This window comes from Qipengyuania sp. L-5Y (assembly GCF_056859455.1).
Window position 1 is genome coordinate 19,647 of sequence record NZ_JBSXOM010000018.1, and the last position, 26,179, is coordinate 45,825.

The following is a 26,179-nucleotide window of genomic DNA, read 5'->3' on the forward strand; positions in this document are numbered from 1 at the left end:
ATCGATGCGGACTTGCGGAAACATTCCAACAACGAGGTAAGATATGCTGCTTGAGAAGATAAAGACCCCCGGCCTTTCGCACCTTTCCTATCTGATCGGTTCGCAGGGCAAGGCAGCGGTCATCGATCCGCGCCGCGACTGCGAGATATATCTCGAGCGAGCCCGCGCCGAAGGGCTGGAGATCACGCATATCTTCGAAACGCACAGGAATGAGGATCTCATCACGGGATCGCCGGTACTGGCCAAAATGACCGGCGCCCGGGTTCTGCACGGTCCAAACCCTGCGGATGAGGTTGTGTTCGCCGACACCGCGCGAGAGGGCGATGTTTTCGAGATCGGTAAGATCAGGGTCGAAGTGCTCGAAACCCCCGGTCACACCGACGATCATCTCGCCTTCGTCTTTCACGACGACGATTATCCCGAAGGACCGGTCGGCGTGTTCACCGGCGATGCGCTCTTCGTGGGCGACGTCGGCCGAACCGATTTCTATCCCGAGCGCGCGCGGGAGGTCGCGGGCCTCCTGTACGATTCATTGCAAAAGATTTGCGCTCTGGGTGACCAGACGATCATCTACCCGGCGCACGGTGCCGGATCGGTTTGCGGGTCCGGAATGGCAGACCGGGAATTCTCGACAATCGGCCATGAGCGGCGCAACAACCCGCGGCTGCGCATTGCTGACCGCGACGAGTTCATCAAGGCGAAAGTAGCAGAGCATCATTACCAGCCACCCTACTTTCGGCTAATGGAGCGGCTCAATCTCGAAGGGGCCAATGCCGCGCCGCGAGTCATGCGGCCAAAGCATCTGGGGCTGGATGACCTTGGCGAGAGCGGCGCCGATCACCTGGTCGATGTACGCGAGCCGCTCGCCTATGCCGCCGGTCATATGCAGGGTGCCGTGTGCCTTCCAGTGGGAATGATACCCGCCTTTGCCGGGTGGTTCATCAGCGAAGGCGACACGATAGCCCTAATCGCTTCCGAAGAAGACGAGCTCGCTCAAGCTATGGCGCATTTGGTGCGCATTGGTCTCGATAATATTGTCGGCGGCTATGTCGGCGTGATCCCAGCCGCCGCACAGGGCAAAGCGATGCAAAGTATTGCCATGATCGACACCGAGGAAGTCGCACGCAGGCTCGCTGAGGACAGCGAAGATTGGACCTTGCTCGACGTGCGCGCCCTTGACGAACGGCAGCAAGGCAGCATCGATGGATCCGAACATGTCTATGTCGGCGAGCTCAACACCCGCTGGAAAGAGCTCGATCGCGACCGTCATTACACCTTGATGTGCGCCAGCGGCATGAGGGCGAGCGTAGCAGCGGGCTGGCTCGCAAGCCAAGGCTTCAAACACCTCGACGTCTATCTGGGCTCCATGGGCGCATGGGCAAACGCGCAGGGCTAAAAAGCCGGAAAACCTCGAAAATGGCCAACCCGCGATCCCTTCAGGGCCGTGCGCGAAAGCTGTTTGGCCTACCGGAAGACACGCTGGTCTATCCTGCGCTTGATTGTGCAGGGGGGCGCGTCTCGACGATCATACAGGCAGGCAAACGCAACCCCCGCTTGAATGGCGATGTCTCACCTTTTCGAATTTCAGCAGATCAGGGCCGTGCTGGACCTGCCCTACCTTGAAAAAATCGACGTGGCCGTGCCTACCAATCTGAAATGCGGAAATTGCTCTGAAGATGCTGTCGAGCGACTGCACGAGCTCGGCGGGAAATCACCGCAGGGATAGGTTGGATTGCCTTGGCCACCGCGGAGCCATGTGCGGGCTATTGCGCGCTATCCGCATTCCCAATCATTTGATCGAACCGGGGAGGCTATCATCAGAACCACATCGGGATGACAATCGAATTGGAGTCCTTCGGGATTGGGGGGCTTTTTTGAACCTGTCGCAATTAAGACCGCTTTTTTTTCGCTCGATTCCGAAGATGCTTCCCCTCGAACATTGCCAAGGCGCATTTGTCTGTAGGACGTTGCGCGCAGAAGATCGTCTGAACCCTCATTGTCCGGTCGCGCTTTATAGGCCCCCGCAAAGTTTCGCTATCGCAGTAAAAGGAGCCAGTCCGAGTGTCGTTCTCTCAGAACCTCGGATTACATAAATGCTTTCATGAGAGTTGGCTCGAAATAGCCCCAGGCGGCCGCGATGAAGCTCATCACGGTTGCAACCAGGAGCAAAATTATCTGACGGTTCTTGAGCCATTTAACTGCGGCCTGGGAGTGGCAATGACTCTTATGCCGATACTTGCGCAGAACAATGAGCCAACTAGCCGCCACCGCAATCACCGAAAATGCGGTCATTGGCCAATGGAGCGAACCCAGAGGTGCCAAAACACTGCTCAGGCTCGCACTCAGCCCGGCGGCAACCAGCACCATCGGTAGAATGCAGCAAGAGCAAGCTGCCAAAACAGCAGCCGAACTGCTTATGATGCTAACAACGGTCGTCTTGCCGTCGTGCAAAGGTAGTGGTTCGACAGCATGAGTCGGTTCGGCCATCAAGCGACTAGCAACCACGAACGGCCCTTACCCATATGAAGTCTTCAAATAGGTCTGCCATAGTACTCTTTCGAACAGAGGCTTCACACGCGAGGGTTCATTGTATTTCGCGGATGTGGCATAGGCCTCCACCAAATGAAGGTCGAGGTCAATTGCGTCAAACTTTCTGACAGCTCCTCAACCCCGTCACGCAGCTGAGGTGTCCAAGCTCGGCGGACGCCGCAGTCCTTTGACCAACATAGCCGCGCTCAACAGCTATTGTACCTGAAAGGCGGAACCCCGCGCCAGGGTTGGGTGAAGCGCGGGGTTCCTGAACGGCCCCGGGACACCTGCGATCCGCAGGGTTCAGGGGGAGGTGGGGCCGCCATTCGATTAACGAGGAGAAAACCGATCGGGACCGGATTTGGTTTTACCGTACACCTAATCGCTTACGCTTCTTGCCAATCTATATATCGAACAGATAGATCCACTCGCAGGTGTGGCGACGCGCTCAAATCCTAGCATGAGCATGCTATATTCACGCCGACATGCAATTGCTGGCAACCTGCTCGCGCAATTAGTCGATCGGTTCTTGGATCACACGCAAATACGGTTTCTTTTCGTCCCAGCCATCGGGATATTTGGCTTTCGCATCTTCGTCCGACAAGGAAGGCGGAATGATCACATCATCACCCTTCTGCCAATTAACCGGTGTCGCTACACCCTTGCGTTCGGTGAGTTGCACCGAATCCAGCAGCCGGAGCACTTCATCGAAATTCCGCCCGCTGCTCATCGGATAAAGCAGCATGGCGCGAATTTTCTTGTCTGGCCCGATGATATAGACAGCGCGGACGGTGGCGTTATCGGCTGCGGTTCGCCTCTCCGCATTACCCGCTTCGTCGGCCGGCAGCATATTATAAAGCTTGGCGACCTGAAGGTCGCTGTCGCCGACCACGGGATAGTCGACCTTATTTCCACTCACCTCCTCGATATCGGGAAGCCAATCGCGATTATCCTGGCTGCTGTCGACCGAAAGGCCAATAATCTTGGTGTCGCGTTTGGCAAATTCCTCGCCAAGCCCGGCCATATAACCAAGCTCGGTCGTGCAAACCGGTGTAAATGCCTTGGGATGGGAAAAGAGGATTGCCCAGCTGTCACCCATCCAATCATGGAAATGAATGCTGCCTTGTGTGGTCTGGGCTGTGAAATTGGGGGCTGTCGAGCCAATTGAAAGGGTCATGTAAATACTCCTACTTATCTTGTGGGAACTCAGGGCACATTTCTAGCGATGCTCTGAGAAGAATGCGGGTCCGACCTCGTCTTCATCCTGTTCCTAAAGGAAGAGCGCCAGATCCGCTTTGCTCGGGTCAACCGGTCATACGACAAACCGATCCCAGCCAGCATAATGCTCACCGCTACGCTTGCCTTGAGGCAGGCTCAGTCCGATCAAAAGCAGACCGACCGCAACCGACGCCACCGTTCCGGCAGACGACGCTCCCGCTAGGAGGAATGGCGCTGCGACAAGCCAAGCTCCGAATGCAGCGTTTATGAAGCGCAGGGTGCGCGCGACTTCCGCAGTCGCGATGATTGCCACCGTAATCACCAAAGCACCCACCACGTGATCGCTGTTGGCCATCGCCCCCTCGCTGCCAAGCGTTATCCTTGTCAGCATCAACCAGGCTCCCAGAGCCGTGCTGGCCATCAGGGTCCACGGGAAGGTCACGCCGCGCACCGTGTTGTTCCAGATCGAGCGCGCATCGGTCATATAGTCGGTATCGTCGATTTCGCCGTGTGCCACCGCGCCGCCCTTGAAGAAGGTTCGGACGAGCGGTTTTCCTTCCTTTTTCGACCAGTAGAGATACTGCCCCATGGCGATGACTTCATCGAGAGAGAACGGGATCATGATAAGCATCGCAAGGGCAGCAATCAGCGCCGGCGTACTCCACGTTCCGATCACGATCGGCTGAATGATCACGAAATAGATACTGACCACACCCAGCGGAATGACCAGAATGCCGAAGAAGGTGACCATCCACGGCATGGTGCGCCAGCGTGCGCGGGTTCCCATGACCGCCATCAGGATTTCAAGCACATAGCTGACCGCTCCAAGCCCGGCATCCGGGATCGGCCAGGCCTTGGATACATCTGAAGTGATGATTTCCTCGGTCCCGTTTTTGGGATCTGCGAGCGATCCGGAGAAAAACGGCTCCCACGCCATATCGATATGGCCAAGCTGGTAGGAGGTGAGCATGCGCGATATCAAAAGGCCGATAATGCCCATCGCAACAATCGGGAATCGCTGGGCATCGGTCGAGGGACTGTAGGTCCACCCGGGCGGGATGGACTTCTTGTCCATCATCCCTTCCATGCTCATTCCGGGCATCATCGGCACCAGCACGGAAAATGCGATTGCCAATGTACCGACAAGCATATTGGTCAGATATTGGGCCGCGCTCGGACTCCAGAAGAACAAGGGCGCGAAAAGCAGCCAGATACCGATAAAGGCTGTCGCCCACTGCCCTAGCCATGCGGTACGCTTCGAAAGCGACATCGCGCCGAAAATCATCAATGCGATCCCGCTCAGCATATCGCTCAGAGCAAGAGCGTTGGCCCGCCATTCGATCGACGGCAAACCCCGTTCGAGAGTGACCGCTACGACCGACGCACGGGCAGTATCGGCGGATACGACGTCATAAACACCCGGACTTGCAGCAAGCCAGAGGCCGAGTCCGATGACAGCAAACTGCGTCCAGCGGGTACCGCGCTGGGGTCCGTCCATATGCTGCATATCGCCGTCCATATTGTTCATGTCGCCGTCCATCTGGTGCCCATCATGCGCGATATCGGTGTCTTGCGATTGAGGTCGCGCCGGTTCGGTCTTCTCTGCGTCCGAACGCTTTGGATGCCAGGCCACGCGGGACGTGTTCAGCTTGTTCGTTTCGTACCAGTCCTGCGGGTCGGCTTTCAACGCGTCGATGATGATCGGAAGTGTGTCGCGGAGCGAGTGCTCTGGCTCCCACCCCAGCAGGTTCCGGGCACGTGAAATATCAAGAATGTAATGGGCGTTGGCGTCATCGACCATCCACTGCTTGACGAAGCCTTCATGGCCAAGGACTTCTTCCTCGACCCACGTGCCCAGTTTCGCCACGCTCTTTGGAATGCGCACTGTCGTCCATTCCTTGCCGTGGATCTGGCAATGGACGATGTCCTGTATCTCGGCATAGCCCAGCGTTTCGGGCTCGCCGACAAGTATCGGCAAATCGTCCTCGAGGTCAGCGCGACGCGCGATAGTCTGCTCGACCGCCTTGATCAGATCTTCAAGATGCAGTGCCGATTGTGCAGCGCACAACATCCCCGGATACAGATGCGCCGACACGCGGTGCTCATAGACGCCGGCAATCTGTTCGGCGAGAAAGGCGGAATGCCCCTTGTCGTCGTAGACCCCGGCAAACCGCAGGAACACAACCGGAATGTCGCCACGGTTCTCGCGCAGTACCTGTTCCGCATCGGCCTTCGATTGAGGGTAAGGCCAGGTCGGTCCAAGCGGACTGGATTCGTCGATACGTACGCCCGGCAGCGGTTTGGGCTCGTGAACAAGCATGGAGCTTGCATAGATGAACTGTTCGATGTCGAAGGCCTGCAGCTCCGTGATCAGTCGGCGTGAACCCTCGACGTTGACCGTCTCGTAGAGAGGATTGGGCTCGCCGGTGATATCGAAATAGGCGGCCAGGTGGATGCAGGCGGCAAGCTGGTCTCCGAAATCGTCCCTGACCTTTTCGAGGGCAGCAGACACGGACGCGTCATCGGCGAGATCTATCGAATAAGAAGCGGCGAGATCGGGATTATCCTCGACGGGAGACCGGTCGAGACCAATCACGCGATATGTCCTGCCGAGGCGCTGCGTCAGCGCGCGCCCAATATATCCGTTCGCGCCTGTAATCAGAACGATACGCTTGTCCATGGGAGTGCCCTCGATTTGGTAGCCGGAAGATGTTCGACTTCGGTACGATGAAGACGGCAGCCGCTCCCTTCAAGGAGCGGCTGCTGCATGTCGCCGCCCTAACAACAGCCGGAGGATTTCCCATCTGCGCGTGACTGGGAAACTTCCTGCACGAGCTCGGCCGTCTTCGCATCGCTTCCGGTACGGGCGACATCGGCTTGCGAAACCATGCCGCAGCATTTCCCGTCATCGTCGATAACCGGGACACGGCGAACCTGGTTTTTCTCCATGGATGCCAGACAGTCTTCCAGAGAGGTGTCGGGAGTAACGCTGACAACCGACCGGGTCATCACGTCTCCGACGCGTGTCTCCGCCGACATTCCCTCAGCGATGGCCCGGCAACACACGTCGCGATCCGTGATCACGCCGACAAGACCACCCTCATCGTCGACGACCGGGATTTGCCCGCAATCATTTTCGACCATAAGTGTGGCAGCGTCCTGAAGACTTTGGTCTTCCTTGCAGCATGCCGGATCGCTAGTCATAATTTCGCTGGTTTTCATCTGTCTCTCCAAAAGTTTGGCGTTCCGTTCGATGGGAAGCCATCTCCGCCAAATCAAATGGAGGACGTGACCGCCGCATCGAATCGTCGGGTCCAGCAAACCTAATGTTTGACATCATGGGAAGGTCAAGGCCGGCTCGCAAGATTCCAGACTTTCAACAATTTGGTGCCGGGTCCGTTCCTTGGCCCAAGGCTGTAACGACCAAGGATGGGTTTGTCTCAATCGAGACCTTTATTCGTGCTTGATGCAAATACCTCTTGACCCTCCAACGATGGTAAGCGGCACCTTGGTGCCGGGCCCCGGAGAGTGGACCGTCGCAGGCTGTTCGGTGTGGAGCTGCGGAATGAGCCGCAGCATATCCCCGGTCTGTGGCGATGCCAGAACTGCGTGGCAGCGGGCTGCATTACGCAAGACAGGAAACCCTGTCGGCATAGGCAAGCGAAGGGGAAAAACCGATGGCTTGGGGTTTAGCGGCGATCATGATCGTCATCGTATCGTGGATTTTCTACCGGTACTTCGCCCCGCGTGGATGGCGCGAATGGACCGGCGCCGGCCTTGTGCAGGCTTTCATCATCGCCCTCTATGCTGAAATGTTCGGCTTCCCTTTGACCGTATACCTTCTCATACGATCATTCGGGATCGATCGGGAGTATGTCAGCGCCAACCTGTGGTCGACACTCGTGGGTCTAGGCGAAACCGGGATGTTTGTCTCGATGCTGATAGGCTACTCGCTAGCGATCATCGGCGTGGGAATGTTCATTCACGGATGGCGCGCGGTCTATAAGGCGCGTCACGATGAACGGCTTGTCACCGATGGACTATATCGTTTCGTACGGCACCCGCAGTATACCGGGTTGTTTCTTGCTCTGTTCGGAGAAGGCGTCATTCACTGGCCGACAATCTTTTCGGCCGTTCTGTTCCCGGTGATCGTGCTCGCCTACTATCTTCTCGCCCGCAAGGAAGAACGCGACATGATCCGTAAATTTGGCGACGAGTATCGCGCTTATATGCGCAAGGTTCCAATGCTGCTGCCACGCCCCGGTCGTTGGAAAGAGCTGGCCAAGAGATCGCAGCAGCCAAGAAGCTAACGGCGACGATGACCATGCGCCAAATCTGAACCCGCATATCAAGAGAAGCGGCGCTGGACTCCGGCGAACGGTAGGCGCGAAGTTCGGGGTTGAGGACAATTGTCCTGCACCTGCCTGCGCGTCCTTCATACAGAGAAGTTTCGGGGTCTTCCGTGCCTTTAACGGTCTATGTCCAATAGGCGGCCTTGACCTTCCCATGATGGGAAGGACTACATTGTCGGTCGAACCTTAATCTGGCGATGCGGAGATGCTTTCTATGCAATCAAAAGAATCACGATTGACGCGCCGCGCGGTCCTCGCCGGTTCCGGTGCTCTGGCCATTGGCGGCGGATTGGCCGCCGTTCTGGGAGCCGGAGGTAGAACGCCGGTGGGTGCCAGCACAACCGCCGGCCGCCGCGTCCTCAAAACCGGAACGACCAGCGCGCCACTCGTCGGCGAAGCCTCTCAAATACCGGTGTGGGGTTACAATGGCTCGGTACCGGGTCCTGCTCTCAGGCTTGGGCAGGGAGAGGCCTTCGAGGTCCTGCTGGAAAACGCTCTCGAGGAAAAAACAACCATCCATTGGCACGGCGTTCGTGTTCCCAACGCGATGGATGGCGTTCCCCACCTCACCCAGCCCCCCGTGGAGCCCGGCGAAAGGTTCAGATATGCCTTTACGCCGGAGGATGCGGGCACTTTCTGGTACCATCCCCATCAGCGCAGCTTCGAGCAGGTCGGTCGCGGCCTCTACGGACCGCTCATTATCGAAGAGGCAGATCCGCCGCAGGTCGATCGCGACCTCGTCTGGATGCTCGACGACTGGAGGCTCAATGACCAGGGGCAAATAAGTGGAGGGTTCGGCAGTCGGCACGACGCGATGATGGCAGGCCGGATCGGCAACACGATCACTATCAACGGAAAGCCGGCGGCACCACTGATTGCGAGGCCGAATGAGCGGATCAGGCTGCGGCTCGTGAACGCTGCCAATGCCCGCATCTTCGGGCTCGATTTCGGTGAACTCGATCCAATGGTCGTCGCGCTCGACGGCCAGCCCGTCGAGCCTCACCGTCTAAGCGCGCCCCTGCTTCTCGGGCCGGCAATGCGGGCGGATCTGATCGTCGATTTCGATTATCCCGCCGGGACCCGGCATTCACTGCGCGATGTCTTCTATGATGGACTGGAATACGAACTCACCACATTCGAGTGTCAGGGCAAAGAGGTCAGGGAAAGGCGTCTGTCCGACCCAGCGCCGCTGCCGCCCAACCCTCTCGCCGAACCCGAACTGGCAACGGCCGAGCGTCACCGGATCATATTCGGGGGCGGGATGATGGGCATGATGGGGCGAACAGCCAGCGGCTCTGACGCGAGGAACGAACAACGAACCGGCTCCGGCATGATGATGGGGCGGATGGGAGGTTCGGGAATGATGTCCGGAGGAATGATGGGCTGGACCGTCAACGGCGTTTCGGCGAGCGGCCATGTTCACGATCCGATTATATCTGCCGTGCGAGGAACCACGCTTCTCCTCGACATGACCAATGAGACTGCGTGGTGGCACCCGATCCATCTGCATGGCCACAGTTTCCGCGTCTTGTCGCGCAATGGACAGCCGACACGATATCAAGAGTGGCAGGACACCGTCCTCATGGCGCCCGAAGAACGCGTCGAGATCGCGTTCGTAGCGGACAACCCGGGCGACTGGATGTTTCATTGCCATATTCTCGAACACCAGGCCGCAGGGATGATGGCCACCATTCGAGTTAACTGAAAGGAAAAACTGATGCGTTTGTTACCCAAGGTTTTGATGTCGTTTTCGGCCCTCGCGCTGCTGCCCTCGGCAGCGGCGGCACAGGAAGCAAGACCGTTTGCCACGATCTTCAAGAACCCTCAGTGCGGTTGCTGTGAGAGCTACGGCGACTATCTCGAAGCCAGCGGATATGAGGTGAAGATGGTCGCGACCCACGACCTCGCCCTAATCAAGGAACGCCAGGGTGTGCCCGCCGGGCTCGAGGGATGCCACACGATGCTCATCGGCGGCTACTTCGTCGATGGACATGTGCCGACCGACAGCGTTGACCGCCTGCTGGAGGAACGCCCGCGGATTTCAGGCATCACGCTTCCCGGCATGCCTGCAGGTTCGCCGGGCATGGGCGGTGCCAAGACAGGCACGTGGACGATTACGGGCGTAAGAACGGATCGTACCACGAGCGTCTTTGCGCGATACTGAGCACCGTCCGAAGCCTAGCAAACGCGCTCGAAGCCAAACTTGTGACCAACGTCCTTGGCACGAGCCGGATTGGCATCGTCCGCGAGGTCCTTGAGGATGGGACAGTCGGGACGTTCGTCATTCGTGCAATTCTCGAAAAGATGTTCGAGCGCGTCTATCATCGAATGGATTTCGGCAGCCTTCGATCGCAGGGCCGAAAGATGGCCATCCGCTACTCGGCGCACGTCCTTGCTCGCTCGGGCACTATCTTTCCATAAATCGAGCAGTTCGGAAATATCGTCGACCGAAAAGCCCAGATTGCGGGCGCGCCGCACAAACCGGAGCGTATGAATATCTGCCGGAGTGTAGAGGCGGTACCCGGCATCGGTCCGGTCCGCCGCCTCGATCAAACCGATCTTTTCATAATGTCGGATCATCTTGGCAGAAACCCCGCTCGCTGCAGCCGCCTCGCCAATCGTGTGTGAATGTTTCATGCGGGCGCTTTAACCTTCCAATGATGGGAATGCAAGGTGGCTGGCTGAAAGCCGAGAAAATCTCCACAAAATGCCTTGACCTTCCAATGATGGGAAGCCCTATCTTCTTCGTATTGGTTGATTCGATGAAGGAAAAGAAATGAACATCCCGTCGTCCCGCGCCCTGGTGCCGGTCTCTGCGACCGCCAGTACCTCGAATAAGAAGTCGGGCGTATCTTGTTCGGGTGTTTCGAGCCAGCGGCGCAAATGGCTGCTCGCAGCCAGCGCTGTTTTGGCACTCGCTGCGCTTGCGCTCGGATCCATGTGGCTCGGCTTCGCAGCAATTCTTCCGTTTCTTTATGTACTGCCCTGCCTGGCCATGCTTGCAATGTGCATGCGCAAGAACGGGACATCTACCGGGACGTGATTTCGATACGATTCGCATGTGTGCTCGCACGATGACCTGAAGATTTGTGCAGCGCGCTATTTGATAAATGAAAGGAAAACCCCATGAACAACTTCAAAATTACCGCGCTTGGTGCTCTTGCAACGATTGGCCTCGCATCAGCGGCCATAGCGCAGCCGAAGGTCGATCATCAGCCCGACAGAGCGCAAGGCGCGCAGCAACAGGAGCGCGGCGAGATGCAGGGCGATATGTCCGGAATGGAGATGTCGGGCATGATGGCCATGATGAACGATCCCGAAATGCGCGCCGAAATGATGGAGATGATGCGTAACTGCAACGAAATGATGAAGAAAAAGCAGGAACAGATGTCGCAGGGCGAAGAAGGTTAAAACCGGGCGCCAATCTTTGTCGAATGCTTCACCCCCCACCTGCCCCGCACTAGCCTGCGGGGCAGGACCCTTTTGCTCATAAGAGCCAGCAAACTTCATGATAACACCTAGCCCGACAACAACGATTTTCCCTTGGCTGAGGCGGTTTGACTCGCGCCTGACTGCCAAGTCGCGCCCTCTTGGTGCCGGGTGATCGGAATGCTGCGCGCATTCGGCCTCATTCTGATTGGATTTGGACTTTTCGTCCAATCGGCAGCTCATGCGTCGACGCTTCCGCAGGAGCCGATAATGGTCGAGCGCCAGTGCGATGAACTGCTCACGTCTGGGGTTCCAAACGAAGGTGAAAAACCGCCTTGTGATAAGGTAGGCGCTGGTTGCCTTGTTTCGCTCGGCTGTATCGCGCCGATGGCGATTGGCAACGATGCGTCGGAAGTACGCACGCTGTCAGCCGCGCGCTTGCGATTCACCGGTTTCGGCAGCTCTACACCGGGTGAGACTGGAGCAGGACCGGAACCGCCACCTCCGCAAGCTGAGGCCTGAAATCGATGCAGGGGGATCTCTGCAAATTATGGCTGGACATTCTGCTGGCACCAAAGTCGCTGGCTGATTGTCCCGAACGCGTACTGGTCGCGCACTCTAGCGGAATGAGAATCATGAAACGACTACGTTGGACCGCACTTCCGGTTCTGCTGGCCTTGGCGCCCGCAAGTTACGCCCAGTCGATTGGGTATGAAGAAACCTTGAGAGCCGCCGTGGCCGACCAGCCCCAGGTTAGAGCGCGAGAACTACAAGTCGATGCCCGCCGCCAGGTCGCGGATGCTGCCGACGAACTGCCGGATCCCAGGCTGCGTGCGGGTATCCAGAATCTGCCAATCAGCGGCCCGGCCGCGTTTCAGCTGGATCGACAGCTTCCCACGCAGATCCAGGTCGGCGTCGAGCAGGATATTCCCAATCTTGCGAAACGACACGCCCGAGCCGGGATGGCCACAGCCGATATCGACTTCGCCACCGCGCAGCTCGCTCATGCGCGCCATATGGCGCGTCTTGGTGCGGGAAGGGCCTGGATTTCGCTCGCTTACTCACAACAGGCCCTCAACGTTGCCGATGACGCCCTTGCACAGATCGAAAGGCTGGTGCCCCTGGCGCGAAGCGCCGTTGCGGCGGGATCGGCGAGGCCAGGTGAAAGCCTCGAAATTCGCCGGGCCGTGCTGGAGGTCGAGGATATGCGGACGCGCATCGACGCTGAGCGCGAGGCGGCGCAGGCCATGCTTGCGCGATACATTGCCTTGCAAGACGCAACGGCGACTGGAAGCATTCCGGCGCCCGATGTCGATGTTGAACAACTTCGGGCGACCCTGGAATATAATCCTGAGATCATTCTCGCTGTCGCGCAGGTGCGCCAGGCCGAGGCGAGGATCGATCTCGCCCGGTCGGAGAAGCGGCCCGATTTCGGCATCAATGTCAGCTATGGCCGGCGCGATCCGATGTTCGGCGATGTCGTCTCGGTCATGGGCTCGATCACGCTCCCCATTTTTGCGGGCAGGCGGCAGAATCCGAGGATTGCCGCCGCTGAAACCGAAGCGAGCGCAGCGCAAGCAATCCAGCTTGATCGCTTGCGCGAACTGCAAGCGCAATTCGAGGCCGACCTTGCCGCCTGGCGCAGCGCATACCGGCAGTGGCAGCGAGCCACGGAGGAGTTGCTACCCCTCGCCCAAAGCCGTGCTGATCTGGAAAGGGCCAGCTTCGCGGCAAACCGCGCCGAACTGCTCGACGTCATCGAAGCGATCAAGGCGCTGGCGCTCTTACAAATCGAGATCCTTGAGCGTGAGGAGGCGACAGTTGAAGCCGCTACGACCTTGCGACTGACCTATACGGAGTTCCAGCCATGAGAGCCAAAATGGGAGCCGCGTGGGACAAACTGTCGCCGCGCCAGAAATCCTGGACGATGGCGGCAACGGTCGCCCTGATCAGCGTCACCGCAGGATACGGGTTATCGCAGCTGGGTGAGAGCGGAAGTCAGGCAAATGGCAACGGGGGATCATCCAGCGCCGAATGTGAGGACGTGCTTTACTGGTACGATCCGATGGTGCCGGGACAGCGTTTCGACGAGCCTGGAAAATCGCCGTTCATGGATATGGAACTTGTTCCCAAATGCGCTGGCGAGGAGGCCACCTCCGGGGTTCAGATCGACGCGGGGCTTGTCCAGAACTTCGGCATCCGCACCGCCGAGGCCGAATACGGCGTACTTGAGCCGGACGTGTCCGTTACCGGTGTTCTCGCTTACAACGGGCGGGACGTTGCAATTGTCCAGCCAAGGGCTGGCGGCTTTGTACAACGAACCTATGGGCGTGCTCCAGACGATGTGGTGAGCCGAGGCGCGCCGCTGGCCGATATTCTCGTACCCGAATGGGGAGGAGCGCAGCAGGAATATCTGGCCGTCCTGAACAGCGGCGATGAACAGCTTGCACAGGCCATGCGCGAGCGGATGCGGCTGCTCGGCATGTCGAATGGGCAAATTTCATCGGTGGGCCGGACCGGCCGCGCGCAGGCGACGATCACGGTCACCGCGCCGACCGGCGGGGCCATCACCATGCTCGGCGTGCGACCCGGCATGACCGTGATGGCAGGCCAGACCCTGGCGGAAATAACCGGATTCTCGCCGATCTGGCTCGAGGCATCGGTGCCCGAAACACAAGCAGCGAATATCCGGGTCGGCCAACCTGTCAGTGCAACCCTGACCGCGTTTCCCGATGAGAGATTTTCCGGACCGATCATCGCGATCTTGCCGAGCGTACAGGATGCCAGCCGGACAATCACCGTCCGCGCACAATTGCCCAATCCTTCCGGACGGCTCAAGCCGGGCATGTTCGCGCAGGTCTCGCTGACCCCCGACACCCGGCGCGCTCTGCTGGTTCCTTCCGAAGCGGTGATCCGGACCGGGCGCCGCACCATCGTCATGATCAAGCAGGACGAGGGCGGCTTCATGCCTGCCGAAGTCCGGATCGGCCGTGAGGCGGGAGGCAGGACCGAAGTGCTGGCCGGCCTTTCGCAAGGCGAAGAGGTCGTGACCTCGGGCCAGTTCCTGCTCGATTCCGAGGCAAGCCTGGCAGGGCTCGATGTTCGTGCGATCGATGAGGCAGGCCCGGACCGGGACGGTGAAGACCAACCAGCGACATTCAGCGCAATCGGGACGATCGAGAAGATTGCCGATGGCTCCGTCACGCTGCGGCACGGACCTGTCCCGCGGCTCGATTGGCCCGCGATGACCATGACCTTCCGCACGAAGAGCGCGGCGCAAATGCGCGGGCTCGAGACGGGAGACAGGGTGCGCTTCAACTTCACCCAGGAGGATGCCGGCCCCCGGATCGAGTCTATCACGAGGGCCGGACAATGATTGCTCGGATAATCGATGCCTCGATCGCCAACCGCCTGTTTATCGTTCTCGCCGCCGTCGCGGTAACGCTGGCCGGTTTCTGGGCGGTGCGCACGACGCCGGTCGACGCGTTGCCCGATCTGTCCGATGTGCAGGTTGTGGTCCGGTCAAACTATCCGGGTCAGGCCCCCCGGATCGTCGAGGACCAGGTCACCTATCCCTTGGCAACGACCATGCTTTCGGTGCCGGGGGCGAAAACCGTCCGTGGCTATTCGATGTTCGGTGACAGCTATGTCTATATCATCTTCGAGGACGGAACCGACCTCTACTGGGCGCGCTCGCGCGTGCTCGAATATCTCAACCAGGTGCAGAACCGCCTGCCCGATGGCGTCACGAGCACGCTTGGCCCCGATGCAACCGGTGTGGGGTGGATCTACGAATATGCGCTGGTCGATCGCAGCGGCGGGCACGACCTTGCAGGACTGCGCAGCCTGCAGGACTGGTTCCTGCGCTATGAGCTCAAGACGATCCCCGGCATTGCCGAGGTCGCCAGCGTCGGCGGCATGGTCAAGCAATACCAGGTCGTGCTCGAGCCTTACCGCATGGCATCGCTGGGGGTGACCCACGCCGAGATCGTGAGCGCAATCCAGTCCGCCAACCAGGAAGCGGGCGGCTCGATCGTCGAGATGGGCGAAGCCGAATATATGGTGCGTGCCTCGGGTTATCTCGGCGACCTCGAGGATTTTCGGCAGATTCCACTGCGCACCGCGAGCGGCGGCATTCCGGTCACGCTTGGCGACGTAGCGACGATCCAGGTAGGCCCTGAGCTGCGCCGTGGCATCGCCGAGCTCAATGGCGAAGGCGAGGTTGCCGGGGGCATTATCGTTCTGCGCCAGGGCGCGGATGCGCGAAGCGCGATCCAAGCCGTGGAACTCAAACTCGACGAGTTGCAGGCAAGCCTTCCCGAAGGCGTCGAGATCGTCACGACCTACGACCGATCCCAGCTCATCGATGCGTCGATCGAGAACCTCACCACGAAGCTCATCGAAGAGTTTATCGTCGTGGCGCTCGTATGCGCGCTGTTCCTCTGGCACGCGCGTTCGGCACTTGTCGCCATCATCACCCTGCCTTTGGGCGTGCTCGCGGCCTTCATCGTGATGCGCTTCCAGGGCGTTAATGCCAACATCATGTCGCTGGGTGGAATAGCCATCGCGGTCGGTGCGATGGTCGATGCCGCCGTCGTGATGATCGAGAACGCGCACAAGCATCTCGAGCGATGGGAATACGAGAATCCCGATACGGTGCTCGCGGTGAAGGAACGCTGGCGGATCATCGCCGATGCATCGAAGGAAGTGGGACCGGCGCTATTCTTCAGCCTGCTGATCATTACACTGTCGTTCCTGCCGGTCTTCACCCTGCAGGCGCAGGAAGGGCGGTTGTTTGCACCGCTCGCTTTCACCAAGACCTATGCCATGGCAGCCGCGGCCATTCTCTCGGTGACGCTGGTGCCGGTGATGATGGGATGGCTGATCCGTGGGAAGATCCCTTCGGAGGATTCCAATTTTCTCAACCGCTGGCTGACGAAAATCTATCGTCCGGGACTCGACTGGGTCATGCGGCGCCCCAAGGCAACCCTGGCGATCGCGGCGGTGATCTTCCTGACCACTGCGATCCCCTTCACCCGGCTTGGCGGCGAGTTCCTCCCGCCGCTCGATGAAGGCGATTTGCTTTACATGCCGAGTGCATTGCCCGGGCTTTCCCCCGGCGAGGCGTCGGCGCTGCTGCAGCGCACCGATCGCCTGATCAAGTCGGTCCCTGAAGTGGAAACGGTGTTCGGCAAAGCGGGGCGCGCCGATACGGCAACCGATCCGGCTCCCCTAACGATGTTCGAAACGACAATCCGCTTCAAGCCCCGCGAGGAGTGGCGCGAGGGAATGACGCCCGATCTGCTGGTCGAGGAACTTGACCGGGTCGTTCAGGTGCCGGGCCTCGCCAATGTCTGGGTGCCGCCGATCCGCAACCGGATCGACATGCTCGCGACCGGGATCAAGAGCCCAATCGGGGTCAAGGTGTCAGGCGACGATCTCGATCAACTCGAACGCGTTGCACTCGATGTCGAGCGTATCGCCAAGACCGTGCCTGGCGTGAGTTCCGCCCTGGCCGAGCGCCTGTCGGGCGGTCGCTATGTCGATGTCGATATCGACCGGATGGCGGCCGCACGATACGGGCTCAACATCGCCGACATCCAGCAGATCGTCTCTGGTGCAATAGGCGGCGCCAATGTCGCACGGACCGTCGAGGGGCTGGCGCGCTATCCGATCAATGTGCGCTATCCACGCGAAATCAGGGACAGCGTCGATGAACTCAGGGCCTTGCCGGTTCTGACGCCGTCCGGCCAACAGATCACGCTTGGCACTGTCGCCCGTATCGTCGTCAGTGACGGTCCGCCGATGCTCAAGAGCGAGCAGGGTCGTCTGACCAGCTACATCTATGTCGACGTCCGGGGCCGCGATCTTACCTCGGTGGTCGCCGATCTGCAGGAGGCCGTCGCAGCGGGCGTCGATCTTCCTGCCGGCGTCAGCCTGTCCTATGCGGGCCAGTTCGAATATCTGACGCGCGCCTATGAGCGACTGAAGGTCGTGGTTCCCGCGACGCTTGCGATCATTTTCCTGCTGCTCTATCTCATTTTCCGGCGCTGGGACGAAGCCTTGCTGATCATGGGCACGCTGCCCTTCGCGCTGACGGGCGGATACTGGTTGCTCTATCTGATGGGCTACAACCAGTCGGTGGCGACTGCGGTCGGTTTCATCGCGCTTGCCGGCGTCTCCGCCGAATTCGGCGTAGTGATGCTGATTTACCTGAAAGCCGCACTGGAGCGGCGACGCGGTGATCTGAGCGCCGAAGAAGTAGACGAGGCCATCCGGGAAGGCGCGCTCCTGCGCGTGCGGCCCAAGGCGATGACCGTCGCAGTCATCCTTGCGGGTCTCTTTCCGATCCTGATCGGCACCGGCGCGGGCTCGGAAGTCATGAGCCGCATCGCCGCGCCGATGGTTGGCGGCATGATCACCGCCCCGCTCCTGTCCATGTTCCTGCTTCCCGCCGCCTATCTGTTGTTGCGGCGCCCCCGTCCGGAAAAACCGGCCAACCCTCAAGGAGAAGAAGAGTGCGTACCCCAACCTACATGATCCTGCTCGCGGCACCGCTGGCGCTTGCAGCCTGCGACGCTGCAGACGACAGCTCAGAGACCATGATGTCAGACGACATGGCGAACTCGGACAGCATGCCCATGTCAGGCGAAATGCCGATGGCGGAGGAGACCGGCGGCGAGCAGAGCGCCAGCGCGGAGGGAACGGTTACAGCCATCGATTCCGAGGCGGGCACGGTGACCATCGAGCATGGTCCGGTCGAAAGTATCGGATGGCCCGCGATGACCATGACCTTCGAAGCCGACGCGCAAATCCTCGAACAGGTCAGTGTCGGTGAGGGAATAGCCTTTGAATTTCGTACTGGAACCGAAGGCAGCGTCGTTACCTCGGTAACGCCGCGATAGGACGGTGGGTGGGAGGCGCTCGGTTGCGCCGGTGCCTCCCACGCAAAAACAGGTGAATATGCCAGGTATCGACAGGCCCGACTTTAAGGATCGCCGCGACTTCATCAAGAGCGCCGGCCTCGCGGCGACGGGTTTCGCCGCGCTGCCGCTGCTGGGTTGCGGTACGCAAAGCAGGATGTCGCTCGATCAGGGAGGCGAAAGCAATCCTCTTGCCATACCTCGGCTACAGGCAGGAACGATCGAACGGGGCGAGCGTGTCTTTCGCCTGTCCCTGACACCGGGCGAGAAAGAATTCGTGCCCGGCACGGCGTCACCGACGATCGGTATCGACGCATCCTATCTCGGCCCGACCCTCGAAATGCGCCGCGGCGAACAGGTTCGCTTTCACATCGACAACAAGCTTGCCGAAGATGCGACCGTCCACTGGCATGGTTTCGAACTTCCCGCCACAGCGGATGGCGGGCCGCACCAGCTCATACGGCCCGGTGAGCGCTGGAGCCCGTCCTTCGAAATACGCCAGCGCGCTTCGTTATACTGGTATCATTCGCATCTGCATCGCCGGGCCGGACCACAGGTCTATGCCGGACTTGCTGCCCCGATCTACGTGCGCGACGAGGAAGAGGATCGCCTCGATCTGCCGAGCCGGTACGGTGTAGATGACATACCGCTCGTCGTGCAGGATCGCGTGATCGACGGCGCGGGCCGCCTTGTTTACCCGCTCGATATGCACTCGCGGATGATGGGGGTGATGGGTGAGCGCATCTATGTGAACGGAACGGCCAATGCCGTTTTCGAGGCCGCCGCCGGTCCGCTGCGCCTGCGGCTTCTCAATGGATCGAATGCGCGGTTCTACACCTTCTCGCTCGAAGGTGATCGTCCGATGCAACTCACCGCAAGCGATGGCGGCCTGCTTGCCGCGCCAAGCGAGATTCGCAGTCTTACCCTTGCCCCAGGCGAACGCGCACAAGTGATCGTCGATCTTTCCGAAGGGCGCCCGCTCCGGCTGATTGCCAGCAGCCCTGCTAACGCCATGGGCATGATGGGCGGGCAAGGCGGGGGTATGATGGGCGGCGGAATGATGGGAAACCGGACCGGTCGCGAGAGGCAGGGCCGCACATTTTCCATCCTCGATATGCGCCCCTCCGGCTCGTCGACTCCAGTGATGCTCCCGCCCACCCTCGCCGCGCTAGCCGCGCCAGACCCCTCGCTCGCCGTTCGCAGCCGCCGTTTCGTACTCGATATGGGCATGATGGGTCGGGGTATGTCGATCAACGGCCAGACCATGGACATGGATGTCATCAATCAGCGCGTACCGGTGGGTCAGTGGGAAATATGGGAAATCGCCAACGCATCGATGATGGCCCATCCCTTTCATATTCATAACGTGCAGTTCCGCTTGCTCGACCGGGACGGTCGGCCTCCGCGGGCGGAAGAGGCAGGTTTCAAGGACACCGTAATCGTCAACCCGCGTGAACAGGTCAGGCTGCTGTTGCGGTTCGAAGAAAATACCGATCCCGACAATCCCTACATGTATCACTGCCATATCCTCGAGCACGAGGACGCAGGCATGATGGGGCAGTTCGTGGTGATGGCCAATTAGGGGAGAACGACAGATGAGCGATGGGCACAATGCAATCGAGGGTATGGCGACCGACCCCGTTTGCGGAATGAGCGTGAAGATGGACGGCGCCCGCTTCGTCGATCGACACGAGGGTGGCGACCATTACTTCTGCTCCTCGCGCTGCCTCGACAAGTTCCGCGCGGATCCGGAGATGTATCTTTCGAAGGCGCACCTCGATGCTGTCGAGGATGTCCCGGAAGGTACCATATACACCTGTCCGATGCATCCGGAGATCCGGCAGCCGGGGCCGGGCTCTTGCCCGATATGCGGGATGGCCCTCGAACCCGAAACGGTCACTCTGAACGAGGGCCCCGATCCCGAACTCGTCGACATGCGGCGAAGGTTCTGGTGGAGCGCGCTCTTCACGCTGCCGCTCTTCGCCTATGCGATGGGCGACATGATCCCGTCGCGACCGTTCGATCAGGTCATCGAACCCGCTATCGCGCAGTGGCTGCAGCTCCTGCTGGCAACTCCGGTGGTGCTTTGGGGCGGCTGGCCCTTCTTCACCCGCGCGCTGCAATCGGTCCGGACCATGAACCTCAACATGTTCACCCTGATCGGCTTCGGCGTCGCCATCGCCTATCTGTTCAGCCTTGTGGCAACCCTCGCCCCGGACATCTTTCCCGAGGCATTCCGCGATCATGCGGGCCGGGTCGGCGTCTATTACGAGGCCGCAGCGGTTATCACGACCCTCGTGCTGCTCGGGCAGGTGCTCGAGCTCAAGGCGCGCGGATCGACATCGAGCGCCTTGCGAGCGCTTCTCGAACTCGCACCCCCGACCGCGATGAAGATCTTCGGTCGCGGGGACGAGCGCGAAGTTCCGCTTGATGAATTGACGTCTGGGGACCTGCTGCGCGTGCGTCCGGGCGACAAGGTCCCCGTCGATGGCACGCTCGAGGATGGAAGCAGCGCCATCGACGAGTCCATGATCAGTGGCGAACCCATTCCCGTCAAGAAAAGCGCGGGCGATCCCGTGATCGGGGGCACCGTAAACCAGACCGGCAGCTTCACCATGCGCGCGACGCAGGTCGGCGCGGACACCATGCTCTCGAAGATCGTGCAGATGGTCGCGGAGGCCCAGCGCAGCCGGGCACCGATCCAGCGGCTCGCCGACCAGGTCACCGGATGGTTCGTACCCATCGTCGTCCTTGTCGCTATCGTGAGTTTTGTCGTCTGGGCCATCTGGGGACCGGCACCGGCCCTTGCCTACGCGCTCGTCAACGCGGTCGCCGTTCTGATCATCGCGTGTCCCTGCGCGCTCGGACTGGCGACGCCGATGTCGATCATGACCGGTACCGGCAAGGGCGCGCAGCACGGGATCCTGATCAAGAACGCCGAAGCGCTCGAAACGCTGGAAAAGATCGATACGCTGGTCGTCGACAAGACCGGAACGCTGACCCGGGGCAAGCCTGATCTTGTCGACGTAAAACCGCAGTCAGATTTCGACGAGCAGGAATTGCTGAGCCTTGTCGCTGCCGTTGAGAGAGGAAGCGAGCATCCGCTCGCCCACGCGATCGTGGAAGGGGCTCAAAACAGGGGCGCTGCCATTCTCGACGCTTCCGATATCGAATCCGTGACCGGCGAAGGTATCCAGGCAAATGTCGACCAGCGCCTGGTCGCGATCGGGAATGAAAAGATGATGGAGCGTATAGGGGCGCTCGAAGAAGGCTGGCGGTCAACGGCGGACGAAGGCCGAAGCCTCGGACAGACGGTGATGTTCGTGGCCGTGGACGGGGCACCGGCAGGCCTTATCGCGGTCGCCGATCCGATCAAGGCAACCAGCCGCACCGCTATTGCCGCGTTGCATGAGCGCGGCATCAAGATCGTGATGCTTACCGGCGACAGCGAAGCCACCGCGCGTGCGGTAGCAAGCCAGGTCGGTATCGACGAAGTCGAAGCGAACGTCTCGCCCGAGGACAAACATCGCAAGATCGAGCAGTTGAAGAGCGATGGTCGCCGGGTCGCTATGGCCGGCGACGGCATAAACGACGCACCCGCGCTTGCCGCTTCGCATGTCGGCATCGCGATGGGAACGGGTACCGATGTCGCGATCGAAAGCGCGGGCGTGACATTGGTGCGCGGCGACCTCGTCGGCGTTGTTCAGGCGCTCGTCCTGTCTCGGGCCACTATGCGCAACATCAGGCAGAACCTGTTCTTTGCCTTTGCGTATAATGCGCTCGGCATACCGGTCGCAGCAGGTGTCCTCTATCCATGGACCGGGTTGCTTTTGAACCCGATGATCGCGGCCGCAGCGATGAGCCTGTCTTCGGTATCGGTGATCGGCAACGCCCTGCGCCTGCGCGGCCTCGCTCTTCCCAAATTCGATACCTGAGCGATGGGGACGGGACGGAGATCGCAGGAGTGACGAATCAGACGATGCAGGATCAGGACCAAATCTCTGAGGAATCGCGCGAATGGCGCGGTGCGCATCCCGCACTCTGGATCGCCATCTTCGGAATTCTCATCGCTTTCGCCTGGGAGATGCTCCAGCTTCCTTTCTACCAGTCGGGAGGTCTGTCGCCTGCCGAGGCAGCACGTCGCTGCGGCCTGGCCTCGTTCGGCGATGCCGGGATCATGGTGGCCGCTTATCTCGGCGCCTCTGTCGGCAGTGGTAAAACGCCGTGGCTCGTAGACTGGCCGATCTCGCGTTTTGTCGTGTTCCTGGGAATCGGCCTGGCCATTACTGCCATGGTCGAAGTGCTGGCTGTCGGTGCCGACTGGGGGTGGTCCTATAGTGCAATCATGCCGCTTGTGCCCGGGACCAAAATCGGCCTGGTACCGATCGTGATGTGGGTCGCGGTTCCCACGGCCACCTTGTGGCTCGCGCGCCGTCTCGGCACCGGACCCCGCTGATCGCAAACCGGGATCTCCTATCCCTCGACAGCTGCCGGCTGCGGTCCCGATGGTGATCGACTTACCCGAAATCCGGCAATCAGGGCCAGCAGCGTGAGCAATTGCGCGCCGATCGTCTCGACAGTCGGGAAGAAGCCGAGTTCGGCGAGGCGCGGCAAGCCGGCAATGAAAGTGGCGGAAAGAACTCCGGCCTCCTGGAAAGCGCCCACGCCCTTGCCCGCGAGAATGACCGCAAGGATCGCAATCAGGATAGCACTGTAGCGGAAGAACTGGGTGATCGGCAGTTTGCGGCTGTAGCGCAGCATGGCCCATGCAATGAGCGCCAGCAGCGCTACTGCGGACAAGGCACCTGCCAGTATGATGCCGCTGCTCTGCGGGTTCCACAGGGCAGCGTAGAACAGGATAGTCTCGAACGCTTCCCGGTAGACGACCACGAATGCAAGACCAAAGAGAAACCATGCCGATCCGCGCGAAAGCGCCTTGCCCATTTTTTCCTGGATATAGCGCCGCCATTCCTCGGCCTGGGATTTGCCATGCATCCAGATCCCGACCGATACGAGAATGACAGCCGCAAGCAGCGCGCCGATCCCTTCGGTCATCTCGCGGCTCGCACCGCTGATGCTCACAAAGTAGGTTGCCAGGACCCAGGTGGCGACACCTGCAAGAAGAGCAGCGATCCACCCGCCATGGACATAGGGCAGTACCTCGAAGCGGTGCGACTTTTTCACAAAGGCGATCATGGCGATCACAACCAGAAGTGCTTCGATCCCCTCGCGCAGCAGGATGGTGAACGCCCCGAGAAAGGTCGAGATTTCGCTGGCCGCCTCAGGAGCCAACGCTTCCTCGGCTCTTGCCAGCAGACTATCGATGCGAGCCCTTAGTTGCTGTAGTTCGGATGGATTCGCACCGGACTCTATTCCGGCCCGGAATTGCCCGAGCGCCTGTTCTACCTCCCGCATCAAACCGCCATCGCGCGTTGCCAGGAGGGCCTCCAGGGGTTCAAACCCGTCGAGATAGGCAGACAGGGCAAGCTGCCGCGCTTCCTCTCGGTTGCCAGCCCGATAAGCTGACAGGCTGCGATCGAGCGTATCGCGAACGAAGGCGAGCGAACCTGCGTCATTTGCCTGTCCCACCGCATCGGGATTGGCGCGAAGATAGGCCATGACGGCGAGCGCACGGTCCTCGCCGATCTGCTCGGCCAGACTTTCCGGTGTGAGCGCGGCGAGCGTCTCGAGATCGGGGACAAGCTGGCGTATGCCATCATCTTCCCGCCAAATACGCTCGCCCTTGGCCACATCTTCAAAAGCAATGCTGCCGGCATGGAATGCAAGCGCCCAGCGATCCTCGTCGGACAGCGATGCGAAGCTGGCCATGGACGTTCCTTCCAGCCCTTGCGTGATGACCTGGTAAAGCCCGAACGCACTGCGCTGCCGTGCCCGGTCGATATCGGTAAAGTCGATCGGCGGGGGATCAAGTGCCTGCATTGCGGCCGGTGGCGCACTTCCGGCGGCGCCGTGACACGAGGCGCAGTTCTGCGCGAAGAGAGTGCGGGCGCGGTCAAGGTCGGGCGCTTGCGAAGGGGCAAGCGGAACCGGGTAGGCTGTCAGCAACGAGGCTGCCAGCGCGCGCGCTAAGCGCCCAACTCGCTCGGCGGGTTCCTTATTGGCGATCAGAGCTCGCAGCTGGTCCGATCGGCGGATGAGTGCTTGATTGTCTTTAGTATCCGGCAATGCAGCGATCTGCCGCGCCACGACATCGGAAAACTCCACCATTTCGCGATATTCGAATTCGTCGGCAACACGTCCCTCGGAAACGGCGGAGGCGTAGTCGACCGCGATATAATCGAGCAGACGCCAAGTGGTTCGCACGTCGGGTTCTTCCGCGTTCGCGGTGACGGACAGACACAGCGCAAGCGCCAGCAGAATGAGCCGCAGTGCCGGATGGACGGTGGCGGAGACGATGCGATGCATGAGGGGTCTCTATATCTGTTGCAATTAATCCGCAATAGCAGGGTGTAGACGGAAATGTATTTCCTCCAACCCCCGATCGCGGGGATATTCTGGAGTTTAGGTAGAGCGCAGTTCGCCACGGGCCTGTTTGGAGACTTCGGCACTTCCCCACACCGCCAGTCCTGCCATGATGCTCGCCACAACCAGATCGGGCCACGCACGGCCGGTGCCGAAAACGCCAATCGCTGCCGCCAGCACGGCGATATTACCGATCGCGTCGTTGCGCGAACAGATCCACACCGAGCGCATGTTCGCATCGCCCGAGCGATACCGGAACAGCATCGCGGCGACGGCGAGATTTACCGCCAGAGCAAGAGAACCGATGGCGCCCATCGTTCCCGGGTCGGGCGACGCCCCGACAAAGAAACCCCAGATGGCCGAGCCGAGCACCCACAGGCCGAAAGCCAGCATGGTCGCCGCCTTTACGAGAGCCGCCCGCGCGCGCCAGACGAGCGCCATCCCGGCTACGCCGAGACTGATAGCATAGTTTGCCGCATCACCGAGAAAGTCGAGCGCGTCGGCCTGCAAGGCGCGCGAATCCGCAGCAATGCCTGCCACGATCTCCACACCGAACATGATTGCATTAAGGCCTAGCGCGATCCACAGAATGCGCCGCCATGTCGGATCGTTGTTGCTTGCACCGGCCTCATCGGGACCGCAGCAGGTCTTTCTCATTTACTCGACTCCTTGCGTCGATCCATCCTATGGACCTTGTAGTAACTACAAGGTCAAGCGGTAGGAGCCTTTGTAATGAGAATTGGTCAACTTGCCCGGATAACCGGCGTCAAATCAGAAACAATCCGCTTCTACGAGCGCGAGGGTATCCTCGCTGCCCCTCCGCGCACGCAGGCCAATTATCGCGATTATGGACCTGCAGAGGAAGCGCGCCTTAAATTCATACGGCGCGCGCGTGATCTCGGCTTCTCCATGGCACGCATCAGGGACTTGCTCGATCTCTCCGATGACGCCGACCGGTCCTGCGCAGGCATCGACGCTCTGGCCAGAAGCCATCTCGGCGAAGTCGAGTGCAAGATCGCGAGCCTGGAGGCGTTGCGGACGGAACTTGGGCGCATGATCGCTGCCTGCGAGCAAGACACTGTAGGCGATTGCCGCATCATCGATGCACTTGCTGATACCGCCGAGCCTTGATGCCCGCGCCTCGTGCGCCAGTTCGGTCGGGCTCGCCAATACCCGGCTATTGTCCGCCGCCCATGCCGGTCTCAACTTCGGGTAAGGCCGACGAGTGCGAAGCTGCCCGTGTCG

At 60.2% G+C, this 26,179-nt stretch carries 21 protein-coding genes; 14 read left to right on the forward strand and 7 right to left on the reverse strand.

Annotation, left to right across the window (positions count from 1 at the left end):
* Positions 1-43 precede the first annotated feature (43 nt).
* Positions 44-1,396, forward strand: a complete 1,353-nt coding sequence (locus AC13F2_RS02110) for an MBL fold metallo-hydrolase (protein WP_054523309.1) — start codon at positions 44-46, stop codon at positions 1,394-1,396.
* A 689-nt stretch (positions 1,397-2,085) separates the two neighbouring features.
* Here AC13F2_RS02110 and AC13F2_RS02115 read toward each other — a convergent pair.
* The 4 genes from AC13F2_RS02115 to AC13F2_RS02130 all read right to left on the reverse strand — a co-directional run bounded on the left by AC13F2_RS02115 (position 2,086) and on the right by AC13F2_RS02130 (position 6,969).
* Positions 2,086-2,487 carry a hypothetical protein gene (locus AC13F2_RS02115; protein WP_149864703.1) on the reverse strand — a complete coding sequence of 134 codons (402 nt, stop codon included), beginning with the start codon at positions 2,485-2,487 and terminating at the stop codon, positions 2,086-2,088.
* Positions 2,488-3,043: 556 nt separating this feature from the next.
* Entirely contained in the window at positions 3,044-3,706 is a 663-nt protein-coding gene (locus tag AC13F2_RS02120; RefSeq protein ID WP_054523308.1) for a peroxiredoxin, read from the reverse strand.
* Between the two features lie 135 nt (positions 3,707-3,841).
* The gene (locus AC13F2_RS02125) at positions 3,842-6,427 is read right to left on the reverse strand and encodes a vitamin K epoxide reductase family protein (RefSeq protein ID WP_008603842.1); all 2,586 of its coding nucleotides are present in this window, start codon (positions 6,425-6,427) and stop codon (positions 3,842-3,844) included.
* Positions 6,428-6,525: 98 nt separating this feature from the next.
* Positions 6,526-6,969 carry a CBS domain-containing protein gene (locus tag AC13F2_RS02130; protein ID WP_038283550.1) on the reverse strand — a complete coding sequence of 148 codons (444 nt, stop codon included), beginning with the start codon at positions 6,967-6,969 and terminating at the stop codon, positions 6,526-6,528.
* A 455-nt stretch (positions 6,970-7,424) separates the two neighbouring features.
* On the opposite strand from AC13F2_RS02130, the gene AC13F2_RS02135 reads away from it, so the two are divergent.
* From AC13F2_RS02135 to AC13F2_RS02145, 3 genes are all read left to right on the forward strand, one after another.
* Positions 7,425-8,057: a methyltransferase family protein gene (locus AC13F2_RS02135; RefSeq protein WP_038283547.1), complete on the forward strand. Its 633-nt coding sequence runs from the start codon at positions 7,425-7,427 to the stop codon at positions 8,055-8,057.
* 277 nt (positions 8,058-8,334) lie between these two features.
* Complete coding sequence (locus AC13F2_RS02140; protein ID WP_008603839.1) at positions 8,335-9,804, forward strand: multicopper oxidase family protein; 1,470 nt, start codon at positions 8,335-8,337, stop codon at positions 9,802-9,804.
* Between the two features lie 12 nt (positions 9,805-9,816).
* On the forward strand, positions 9,817-10,263 hold the full coding sequence (locus AC13F2_RS02145) for a DUF411 domain-containing protein (RefSeq protein WP_054523307.1): 447 nt from the start codon (positions 9,817-9,819) through the stop codon (positions 10,261-10,263).
* 14 nt (positions 10,264-10,277) lie between these two features.
* Here AC13F2_RS02145 and AC13F2_RS02150 read toward each other — a convergent pair whose 3' ends face one another.
* Positions 10,278-10,736, reverse strand: a complete 459-nt coding sequence (locus AC13F2_RS02150; RefSeq protein ID WP_008603837.1) for a Cu(I)-responsive transcriptional regulator — start codon at positions 10,734-10,736, stop codon at positions 10,278-10,280.
* 139 nt (positions 10,737-10,875) lie between these two features.
* Here AC13F2_RS02150 and AC13F2_RS02155 point away from each other — a divergent pair, with 139 nt between their 5' ends.
* The 9 genes from AC13F2_RS02155 (at position 10,876) to AC13F2_RS02195 (ending at position 22,907) form a co-directional block, all read left to right on the forward strand.
* A complete protein-coding gene (locus AC13F2_RS02155) occupies positions 10,876-11,142 on the forward strand; it encodes a hypothetical protein (protein ID WP_008603835.1) in 267 nt (88 codons plus the stop codon).
* A gap of 83 nt (positions 11,143-11,225) precedes the next feature.
* Positions 11,226-11,510, forward strand: a complete 285-nt coding sequence (locus AC13F2_RS02160) for a hypothetical protein (RefSeq protein WP_054523306.1) — start codon at positions 11,226-11,228, stop codon at positions 11,508-11,510.
* 653 nt (positions 11,511-12,163) lie between these two features.
* Complete coding sequence (locus tag AC13F2_RS02165) at positions 12,164-13,399, forward strand: TolC family protein (RefSeq protein ID WP_054524470.1); 1,236 nt, start codon at positions 12,164-12,166, stop codon at positions 13,397-13,399.
* 8 nt (positions 13,400-13,407) lie between these two features.
* A complete protein-coding gene (locus AC13F2_RS02170; protein ID WP_215229727.1) occupies positions 13,408-14,904 on the forward strand; it encodes an efflux RND transporter periplasmic adaptor subunit in 1,497 nt (498 codons plus the stop codon).
* Entirely contained in the window at positions 14,901-18,068 is a 3,168-nt protein-coding gene (locus AC13F2_RS02175) for an efflux RND transporter permease subunit (RefSeq protein WP_215227142.1), read from the forward strand. Before AC13F2_RS02170 ends, AC13F2_RS02175 begins: the two co-directional genes overlap by 4 nt.
* Positions 18,047-18,433 (forward strand): copper-binding protein, encoded by a 387-nt coding sequence (locus AC13F2_RS02180; RefSeq protein ID WP_225082053.1) that lies wholly within the window; start codon positions 18,047-18,049, stop codon positions 18,431-18,433. The genes AC13F2_RS02175 and AC13F2_RS02180 overlap by 22 nt, the downstream gene beginning before the upstream one ends.
* Before the next feature lie 58 nt (positions 18,434-18,491).
* Positions 18,492-20,033 carry a multicopper oxidase family protein gene (locus AC13F2_RS02185; RefSeq protein WP_215229726.1) on the forward strand — a complete coding sequence of 514 codons (1,542 nt, stop codon included), beginning with the start codon at positions 18,492-18,494 and terminating at the stop codon, positions 20,031-20,033.
* Positions 20,034-20,046: 13 nt separating this feature from the next.
* The gene (locus AC13F2_RS02190) at positions 20,047-22,386 is read left to right on the forward strand and encodes a heavy metal translocating P-type ATPase (RefSeq protein ID WP_215227141.1); all 2,340 of its coding nucleotides are present in this window, start codon (positions 20,047-20,049) and stop codon (positions 22,384-22,386) included.
* A gap of 29 nt (positions 22,387-22,415) precedes the next feature.
* On the forward strand, positions 22,416-22,907 hold the full coding sequence (locus AC13F2_RS02195; RefSeq protein ID WP_224801916.1) for a hypothetical protein: 492 nt from the start codon (positions 22,416-22,418) through the stop codon (positions 22,905-22,907).
* Between the two features lie 17 nt (positions 22,908-22,924).
* Here the strand turns inward: AC13F2_RS02195 and AC13F2_RS02200 are convergent, their stop codons facing one another.
* Entirely contained in the window at positions 22,925-24,877 is a 1,953-nt protein-coding gene (locus tag AC13F2_RS02200; RefSeq protein ID WP_215227140.1) for a cytochrome c/FTR1 family iron permease, read from the reverse strand.
* 96 nt (positions 24,878-24,973) lie between these two features.
* Complete coding sequence (locus AC13F2_RS02205; protein WP_215227139.1) at positions 24,974-25,591, reverse strand: cation efflux transmembrane domain-containing protein; 618 nt, start codon at positions 25,589-25,591, stop codon at positions 24,974-24,976.
* 75 nt (positions 25,592-25,666) lie between these two features.
* Between AC13F2_RS02205 and AC13F2_RS02210 the strand changes: the two genes are divergently transcribed.
* Positions 25,667-26,065 carry a MerR family transcriptional regulator gene (locus tag AC13F2_RS02210; RefSeq protein WP_215227138.1) on the forward strand — a complete coding sequence of 133 codons (399 nt, stop codon included), beginning with the start codon at positions 25,667-25,669 and terminating at the stop codon, positions 26,063-26,065.
* Positions 26,066-26,179: the final 114 nt, after the last annotated feature.